This is a genomic window from Streptomyces sp. NPDC004051, assembly GCF_053604275.1.
Genome location: NZ_JBSGHG010000007.1, coordinates 222,713 through 230,788, shown reverse-complemented (window position 1 = coordinate 230,788; position 8,076 = coordinate 222,713). Strand labels below are relative to the sequence as shown.

Below are 8,076 nucleotides of genomic sequence, written 5' to 3'. Positions count from 1 at the left end.
GGGGGGGGGGCCGCCCCCCCCCGCGCGCGCCTCCGCCGCCCGCCCCCCCCCCCCCCCCGCGCCCCCCCCCCCCCCGCCCCCCGGGCCCGGTCAGCACTCCGTCACCTTGCCGTCGGCCACTTCCAGGCGGCGGGTGACGTGCACCGCGTCGAGCATGCGCCGGTCGTGGGTGACGAGCAGGAGGGTGCCCTCGTAGGAGTCCAGGGCCGCCTCCAGCTGCTCGATGGCGGGCAGGTCGAGGTGGTTGGTCGGCTCGTCGAGGACGAGGAGGTTGACGCCCCGGCCCTGGAGGAGGGCGAGGGCGGCGCGGGTGCGTTCGCCCGGGGAGAGGGTGACGGCCGGCCGCATCACCTGGTCCGCCTTGAGGCCGAACTTGGCCAGCAGGGTGCGGATCTCTGCCGGTTCGGTCTCCGGCACCCCGGCGCGGAAGGCGTCGAGCAGGGTGTCGGTGCCGTGGAACAGGGCGCGGGCCTGGTCGACCTCGCCGAGCAGGACGCCCGAGCCGAGGGCGGCGTGCCCGGCGTCGAGCGGGAGGCGGCCCAGCAGGGCGGCCAGCAGGGTGGACTTGCCGGCGCCGTTGGCGCCGGTGACGGCCACCCGGTCCGCCCAGTCGATCTGCAGCGAGACCGGCCCGAGCACGAAGTCGCCGCGGCGCACCTCGGCGTCCCGCAGCGTGGCCACCACCGCTCCGGAGCGCGGGGCCGCCGCGATCTCCATGCGCAGCTCCCACTCCTTGCGCGGCTCCTCGACCACCTCCAGGCGCTCGATCATGCGCTGGGTCTGGCGGGCCTTGGCGGCCTGCTTCTCGCTCGCCTCGCTGCGGAACTTGCGGCCGATCTTGTCGTTGTCGCCGCCCGCCTTGCGGCGCGCGTTCTTCACGCCCTTGTCCATCCAGGACCGCTGCATCTGGGCGCGGTCCTGCAGCGCGGACCTCTTGTCGGCGTACTCCTCGTACTCGTCGCGGGCGTGCCGGCGGGCCACCTCCCGTTCCTCCAGGTAGGCCGTGTAGCCGCCGCCGTAGAGGTTGATCTGCCGCTGGGCGAGGTCGAGTTCGAGGACCTTGGTGACGGTGCGGGTGAGGAACTCGCGGTCGTGGCTGACCACGACCGTCCCGGCGCGCAGCCCGCTCACGAAGCGTTCGAGGCGCTCCAGGCCGTCCAGGTCGAGGTCGTTGGTCGGTTCGTCGAGCAGGAAGACGTCGTAGCGGGACAGGAGGAGGGAGGCGAGACCGACCCGGGCCGCCTGGCCTCCGGACAGGGCGGTCATGAGGTGGTCGGAGCCGACGGTCAGGCCGAGGGAGGCGGTGACCTCCTCGGCGCGCTCCTCGAGGTCGGCGCCGCCCAGGGCCAGCCACCGCTCCAGGGCGTCGGCGTACGCGTCGTCGGCGCCGGGCGCCCCGTCGACCAGGGCCTGGGTCGTCTCGTCCATGGTCCGCTGGGCCTCGGCGACACCGGTGCGCCGGGCCAGGAACTCACCGACGGTCTCCCCGGGCCGGCGCTCCGGCTCCTGTGGGAGGTGCCCGACGGTCGCCGTGGGCGGGGAGAGGCGCAGCTCGCCCTGCTCCGGCGTGGTGAGGCCGGCGAGCAGGCGCAGCAGGGTGGACTTGCCGGCGCCGTTGGCGCCGACCAGGCCGATCACGTCGCCGGGGGCGACGACGAGGTCGAGTCCGCTGAACAGGGAGCGGTCGCCATGGCCGGCGGAGAGGTTCTTGGCGACGAGGGTGGCAGTCATCAGACCGCCGATCCTAGCCCTCGGGCTCATCCGTCGGCGTGCCGGTCCGGTCGGCGCACGGGCGTCGTGCGGACCGCCCCGGCGGTGCGGGCCACCAGGTAGGACTCGCCCTTCACCGCTTTCGCGTCCAGGGAGATGCGGTGGAGTCCCGGTTCCAGGACGCCGTCGAAGAGTTCGTGGGTGTGGGTGCGGGAGAGGCGGTCGACGCGGTACGCGGTGAGCCGTACCCGGCAGGACGAGGTGACCTCGACCTCCGCCACGGCGCCGGCCGCGGAGACGTGGGCGCTCAGAGCGGTGAGGCGGCGCTGTTCGGGCGCGCTGCGGTCCAGGGCGTGTTCGGTCTGGGCGACGAGGAGGGGGACGACCGGGGCGAGGCCGTCGACGCAGGGCACGTCGACGCCGGCGGCGGCGAACGCGCCGCGCACGGCGGCCCGTCGGGCGGCGTCGGCCGACCGGCCGAAGACCACGGCGCTGTAGCCGCGCAGTTCGTCGGCGGGGACGCCCTCGGCGTCCTGGGCGATGTCGGCGCCGATCCCGATGGTGCGCAGGGCCGCGGCGAGCCTGGCGAGCAGGGCGACGCGGGCGCCGATCAGCAGGACACGGCGGCGGGCGCCGTCAGCTCCGTCCAGGAGGGCGGCGAGGGCCGTGCGGTAGTCGGTGCCGCGGAAGCGGAACGGGCCCAGGCCGTGGTAGCCGTTGCGTTCCAGGTCGGCGTGTTCCCCGGTCTGCCAGGCGAAGTCCCGCCAGATGTAGTCCTCGCCGTCCCGTTCGATGGCGGCGGTCACCGCACCGCAGGCGAGGTCCTCGCAGTCGGGGCAGCCGTAGACGATGTACCGGCCGGACGGCAGCGGGGCCTCGGTCTCCAGCAGCAGACTGCGGACCTGGGCGGTGAAGATGGCGGGCGGCACGTCGGAGGCGAGCGGGGAAACGGCGTCGAGGTCGCAGAGGCGGAACAGCAGTGGGCGTCCGTCGATGACGAAGTCGACGAAGTCCCGGTGGACCTGGTGGTCACCGTCGGAGAGGAGTCCACCGGCACGGATCGCCGGTGTCAGGCCGAAGGTCGCGTACTCGGCAGACATGCTGTGAGTATTACCGCAGTCGGGCGGAGACGGGTACGGCATGACATATTCCGCCAAGAGCCCCGGGCGGAACGGGCGGGCCGGACAGCGGACGGGCCGGCCGTCCCCGTGGAAACGGGGCGGCCGGCCCGTCCGCTGCCGCCGGGGCGGCGGAAGCGGCGTCGGCGGTCATTGCCTGCCGATCGGGTCTCCCTCCACGTCCGGCCCCGGACCGGGGCCGATACGGAGTTCGAATTCGCCGTCGTACTTGGCGTGCCCCGCGATGACGGCCATGTCGACCGCCTCGGAGGCCATCTCGCCCCGCACGATGAGCGGGTCGCGGCGCAGGTCGCGCATGAGCGCCACGCACATCACGATCATCACGAGGACGAACGGGGCCGCCGCGAGGATCGTGAGGTTCTGCAGGCCGGTCAGCGCGTCGCCCTGGCCGCTGCCCACCAGCAGCATGATCGCGGCGACGGCGCCGGTGACCACGCCCCAGAACACCACCACCAGGCGGCCCGGCTCCAGCGTCCCGTGCTGGGAGAGGGACCCCATGACGACCGAGGCCGCGTCCGCGCCCGAGACGAAGAAGATGCCGACGAGGATCATCACCAGCAGGCTCGAGGCCGTGGCGACGGGATACTCCTGGAGCACCGCGAACAGCCGGCCCTCCGGGGTCGACGCCGCACCGAGCCGGCCCTGCTCCTGGAGCCGCATCGCGGTACCGCCGAAGACCGCGAACCAGAGCAGGCTGACCGTGCTGGGGACGAGGATGACTCCGCCGATGAACTGGCGGATCGTACGGCCCCGGCTGATGCGGGCGATGAACATGCCGACGAACGGCGTCCAGGAGATCCACCAGGCCCAGTAGAAGACGGTCCAGCTGCCCAGCCATTCCGCCACCCCCTCGCCGGCGCTGATCTCCGTGCGGCCGGCCAGCCGGGGCAGCTCGCCCAGGTAGCCGAAGACGGAGGTGGGCAGCAGGTCGAGGACGAGGATCGTCGGGCCGGCCACGAACACGAACACGGCGAGCACCAGTGCCAGCACCATGTTGGTGTTGGACAGCCACTGGATGCCCCGCTCCACGCCCGACACGGCGGAGGCGATGAACGCGACCGTGAGCACCGCGATGACGCCGACCAGCAGCCCCGTGCTGACCTTGTCCATCCAGTTCAGTTCCTGCATGCCGGAGCCGATCTGCAGCGCGCCGAGGCCCAGGGAGGCCGCCGAACCGAAGACGGTCGCCACGATCGCGAGGATGTCGATGACCCGGCCGGGGGCGCCGTTGGCGTGCTTCTCCCCGATGAGCGGGGTGAAGACCGCGCTGATGGTCTGCCGGCGCCGCCTGCGGAAGGTGCTGTAGGCGATGGCCAGGCCGACCACGGCGTAGATCCCCCACGGGTGCAGCGTCCAGTGGAAGAGGGTGGTCGCCATGGCCAGTTCCATGCGTTCGCCCGAGTCGGCCGGGGCGGTGCCCGGCGGCGCGGTGATGTAGTGCGCCAGGGGCTCACTGACGCCGTAGAACATCAGGCCGATGCCCATGCCCGCGCTGAACATCATCGCGACCCACGAGACCGTGCGGAACTCGGGTTCCTCACCCTCGGCTCCCAGGTGGATCTTTCCGTAGCGGCTGATCGCGAGCCAGAGGGCGAAGACGACGAAGCCGGAGGCGGCCAGCATGAACGCCCAGCCGCCGTTGTGCATCAGACCGGTGAGCGCGCTGCTCGAGACCTTCTCGAGCGATTCGGTCGCTGTGGCGCCCCACACGACGAACGCGACGGTGAGCACGGCCGTGACGCCGAACACCACCCGGTCGGTGCGAGGGTTCCCACGTCCGGTGATTTCTGTTCCCGAAGCCGGCTCCTGGCCTCCCGTACGGTCCTTGTCGCCGGGTTGGTCCTGCGTCACAGGCGGCACCTTTCCTCGAGCCGATGGGGGAGCTCCACTCCCCCAGACAAGCCCCTACCACATATGGCGTGAAATTCACCTCCCGGCGGTCGTCGTCCTGCCGATCGGCGACCGGATCATGACCGGCGGGCGGGGCGGCCGAGGTGTCGCACGGCTGGTGGGACAGTGATACTGCTGTACATGACGACCGACATCGAGGAGCCGGCCCTCACCATCGACGAGCTGGCGGCGAAGGCCGGGGTCACGGTGCGGACGGTCCGGTTCTACGGCAGCAGAGGGCTGCTGCCGCCCCCGGTGATCGGGCCGCGTCGGGTCGGTCGCTACGGGCCGGAGCACCTGGCCCGGCTGGCGCTGATCGAGGAGTTGCAGCGGCAGGGCATGACGCTGGCGGCCATCGAACGGTATCTGGGGCGGTTGCCGGCGGATCTGAGCGTGCGGGACCTGGCGATCCAGCGTGCGGTGGTGGCCTCCTGGGCGCCCGACACGGCGGAGCGGATGTCGCGCGAGGAGCTGGAGCGGTGCGCGGGGCGGGCGCTGGACGAGGAGGATCTGCGGCGGCTGGCCGCGCTGGACGTCGTCGAGCGGGACGGCGAGGACTTCCGGGTCGACACGGGTCTGCTGCGGCTCGGCCTCGAACTGCTGGACGTGCCGCTGGCGCACGAGACGATCCTCGCCGCCCGCGCGGCGCTCACCGGGCATGCGCGCGCGGCCGCCCAGGACCTGTCGCGTCTGTTGCGGGACGCGGTGGCGGAGCGGGACACGCGGGACGTGAGGTCGCTGTCCGCCCCTATGCATCCGCTCGTGGTGCAGGCGCTGCTGACGTCGTTCCAGCGGTCGCTGCGCGAGGAGCTACGGGAGTGGCTCGACGGCGGGGAGTGAACGGGGGAGGCAGGCCGGACGAGGTGACGGGCCGGAAGACGGGCGGGGGACGGGGCGGGCCAGAACACGGCCGGGAGACCGGACCGGGAGCGGGGAGACCGGGCCGAGCCGGGAGCGGGGAGACGGGCCGGGAGACCGGGAGCGGGGAGACGGGCCGGCCGGGGGACGGGCCGGCTGGGGGACGGGCCGGCTGGGGGACGGGCCGGCTGGGGGACGGGGCCGCTTTCCCGTCCTCCCGCCGGGGCTCCTCGGGCGCCTCAGCCGGCGTCCGTGAAACGCTCTCCCCGCTCCGCCTTGGCCACCAGCAGCGCCGGCGGCGCGAAGCGCTCGCCGTAGCGCTCGGCGAGTTCACGCGCGCGTGCCACGAATCCGGGCAGACCCGTCTCTTCCCCGGCCTCCCCCTCGTAGCCGTTGATGTACTGCAGGACGCCGCCGGTCCAGCCGGGGAAGCCGATGCCGAGGAGGGAGCCGATGTTGGCGTCGGCGACCGAGGTCAGCACGCCCTCCTCCAGCAGCCGGACCGTGTCCAGCGCCTCGGAGAACAGCATCCGCTCCTGCATGTCCCGGAACGGGATCTCGTGGCCGGGCTCGGTGAAGTGCTCCCGCAGGCCGGGCCACAGGACGTCGCGCCCGCCGTCCTCCCGGTACGTGTAGAAGCCGGCGCCGGCGGCGCGGCCGGGGCGGTCGTACTCGTCGACCATGCGGTCGACGACGGCGTCGGCGGGGTGCCCGGTCCAGGTGCCGCCGGCCTCCTCGACGGCCCGCCTGGACTCGGTCCGGATCTTGCGCAGCAGGGTGAGGTTCAGCTCGTCCACCAGGGACAGCACCTTGGCGGGGTAGCCCGCCTGGGCGGCCGCCTGTTCGACGGAGGCGGGCTCGATGCCCTCGCCGACCATGGCGATGCCCTCGTTGATGAACTGCCCGATGACGCGCGAGGTGAAGAAGCCGCGCGAGTCGTTGACGACGATCGGCGTCTTCTCGATCTGCCGGACCAGGTCGAAGGCGCGGGCGAGCGCCTCATCCCCCGTCCGCTCGCCCTTGATGATCTCGACGAGCGGCATCTTGTCGACGGGTGAGAAGAAGTGCAGCCCGATGAAGTCGTCCTGGCGTTCGACGCCTTCGGCGAGGGCGGTGATGGGCAGGGTGGAGGTGTTGGAGCACAGGAGCGCGTCGGGGGCGACGACGTTCTCGATCTCCTGGAACACCTTGTGCTTGAGGGCGGTGTCCTCGAAGACGGCCTCGATGACCGCGTCGCAGCCTGCCAGGTCCTGCGCCTCGGCGGTGGGCGTGATCCGGGCGAGCAGCGCGTCGGCCTTCTCCTGGGTCGTCCGGCCCCTGGCGACGGCCTTGGCGCACAGCTTCTCGGAGTGGCCCTTGCCCTTGACGGCCGCTTCCAGGGAGACGTCCTTCAGGACGACGTCGATCCCCGCGCGGGCGCACGAGTAGGCGATGCCGGCGCCCATCATCCCGGCGCCGAGCACGGCGACCTTTCGGACCTGCCGGGACTCGACGCCCTGGGGGCGGTTGGCTCCGGCGTTGACGGCCTGGAGGTCGAAGAAGAACGCCTGGATCATGTTCTTCGACGTCTGTCCGGCGGCCAGCTCGACGAAGTAGCGGGCCTCGATGACCTGGGCGGTCTCGAAGTCGACCTGGGCGCCCTCGACGGCGGCGGCGAGGATGTTGCGCGGCGCCGGGTAGGGGGCGCCGTTCGTCTGCTTGCGCAGGTTGGCCGGGAAGGCGGGCAGGTTGGCGGCGAACTTGGGGTGGGACGGGGTGCCGCCGGGGATGCGGTGGCCGGGCCGGTCCCAGGGCTGGGCGGACTCGGGGTGGGCGTCGATGAAGGCGCGGGCCTTGGCCAGCAGCTCCTCGTGGGTGTCGGCCACCTCGTCGACGAGGCCGTTCTCCAGGGCGCGTCGCGGGCTGTACCGGGTGCCCTGGAGCAGCACCTTCAGCAGGGCGTCGGCGATGCCGAGCAGGCGGACGGTGCGGACGACGCCGCCGCCCCCGGGGAGCAGGCCGAGGGTGACCTCGGGCAGGCCGATCCTGGAGCCGGGGGCGTCGAGGGCGACGCGGTGGTGGCAGGCCAGGGCCAGTTCGTAACCGCCGCCCAGGGCGGCGCCGTTGATCGCCGCGACGACCGGTTTGCCGAGCGTCTCGATGCGGCGCAGCTGCCGCTTGATCGCCAGACCGCCGTCGAACAGGTTCTGCGCCGTGTCGGGGGTGACCCGGATCAGGTCGCGCAGGTCTCCGCCCGCGAAGAAGGTCTTCTTGGCGGAGGTGAGGATGATGCCGCGGAGGGAGTCCGGGTCGGCCTGGAGTTGCGCCTCCAGGCGGTCGGTGATCACGGCGAGGGAGTCGCGGAACGCCTGGTTCATGGTGTTCGCGGACTGGTTCGGATCGTCGAGGACGAGGGTGACGACGCCGGTGTCGTCCTGTTCCCAGCGGATGGTGGTGCTCTCGGTCATGAGGGGTCTCCGGGTCTGCGTGAGGGGTGGCG

Annotated in this window: 5 protein-coding genes; 1 reads left to right on the top strand and 4 read right to left on the bottom strand. The window is 72.6% G+C overall.

Annotated elements, in window-relative coordinates; genetic code table 11:
• Positions 1-90: 90 nt before the first annotated feature.
• The 3 genes from ACWEQO_RS11450 to ACWEQO_RS11440 all read right to left on the bottom strand — a co-directional run bounded on the left by ACWEQO_RS11450 (position 91) and on the right by ACWEQO_RS11440 (position 4,700).
• Positions 91-1,731, bottom strand: a complete 1,641-nt coding sequence (locus tag ACWEQO_RS11450) for an ABC-F family ATP-binding cassette domain-containing protein (protein WP_452981578.1) — start codon at positions 1,729-1,731, stop codon at positions 91-93.
• Positions 1,732-1,757: 26 nt separating this feature from the next.
• Positions 1,758-2,810, bottom strand: a complete 1,053-nt coding sequence (locus tag ACWEQO_RS11445; protein WP_452981575.1) for an oxidoreductase — start codon at positions 2,808-2,810, stop codon at positions 1,758-1,760.
• A gap of 168 nt (positions 2,811-2,978) precedes the next feature.
• Positions 2,979-4,700 carry a BCCT family transporter gene (locus ACWEQO_RS11440; protein ID WP_452981572.1) on the bottom strand — a complete coding sequence of 574 codons (1,722 nt, stop codon included), beginning with the start codon at positions 4,698-4,700 and terminating at the stop codon, positions 2,979-2,981.
• A 180-nt stretch (positions 4,701-4,880) separates the two neighbouring features.
• On the opposite strand from ACWEQO_RS11440, the gene ACWEQO_RS11435 reads away from it, so the two are divergent.
• Positions 4,881-5,579: a MerR family transcriptional regulator gene (locus tag ACWEQO_RS11435; protein ID WP_452981569.1), complete on the top strand. Its 699-nt coding sequence runs from the start codon at positions 4,881-4,883 to the stop codon at positions 5,577-5,579.
• Between the two features lie 257 nt (positions 5,580-5,836).
• On the opposite strand, the gene ACWEQO_RS11430 is transcribed toward ACWEQO_RS11435, so the two are convergent.
• Positions 5,837-8,044 (bottom strand): 3-hydroxyacyl-CoA dehydrogenase NAD-binding domain-containing protein, encoded by a 2,208-nt coding sequence (locus tag ACWEQO_RS11430; protein ID WP_452981566.1) that lies wholly within the window; start codon positions 8,042-8,044, stop codon positions 5,837-5,839.
• Positions 8,045-8,076 lie beyond the last annotated feature (32 nt).